This window comes from Oleiphilus sp. HI0125 (genome assembly GCF_001635355.1).
The window spans coordinates 1-708 of the sequence record NZ_LWGF01001041.1 but is presented as its reverse complement, the minus strand read 5'-3'; the positions used below and the strand labels follow the sequence as shown (position 1 = coordinate 708).

The 708-nt window shown below is 44.8% G+C and carries 1 protein-coding gene; it reads left to right on the top strand.

Translation table 11 applies throughout. From position 1 onward, the window contains the following. Positions 1-708 (top strand): hypothetical protein (locus A3762_RS27765; protein ID WP_197469362.1); only part of this gene is annotated, 708 nt, incomplete at both ends.

Sequence of the window (708 nt, the reverse complement as noted above, 5' to 3'; positions counted from 1 at the left end):
AGTTAAATCCCAGTAAGCTATTCACGGATGAGAACAAGCGGTCTAGTAATGTTCCTTTTTATGGCGTAAGCGGTCGTACCGCCTTTGAATCCTCATTGATAATTCCTGATGCGCAAGAGCCAGCACGTTTTGAGATGACGAGCAATATGCAAGGTCTTGCAGTTGATTGGCCTGAACCTTTTGCCAAATTATCTGAATCTAAAAATTCCGTGCAAGTAAATGCTTCGATTAAAGAGAAGCAAGCGGATGTCACTATCATTCTAGATGGTCAGGCACTACCAAAAGGAAGTGGGCAGCTCTTGTTTGTTGATGAGCAATTAGAGTACGGAAAGCTTGTGCTGTCATCATCATTAAACCCTCTAGACTTTGGCGCGTATCGTTTTTCTGAAGAGGGCTTGGGTGTTGCTGTCGCGCTTGATCATATTGAAGTTGAGCCATGGATAGATTTCGCTAGCGAGACCTTTACTGGCGAGGCGGGTGAAGCAGGAATATTGAAAGAGATTTTTGTCAAAAGTCCTGTCGTAGATATGTTTAACCATCGCGCTCTAGATGTCGAGGCGAGAATCTCACCATCCTTATCCAAGATAAATATCGTTTTGTCAGGTAAGGGCGCTGAGGGTGAAATTGTTTTTGCCAAAGGGGCTGCACCAGTTTCCGTGAATCTGAAGCACCTGCGTATAGAAGAACCAGCGGAGAGTCTTGATGGAG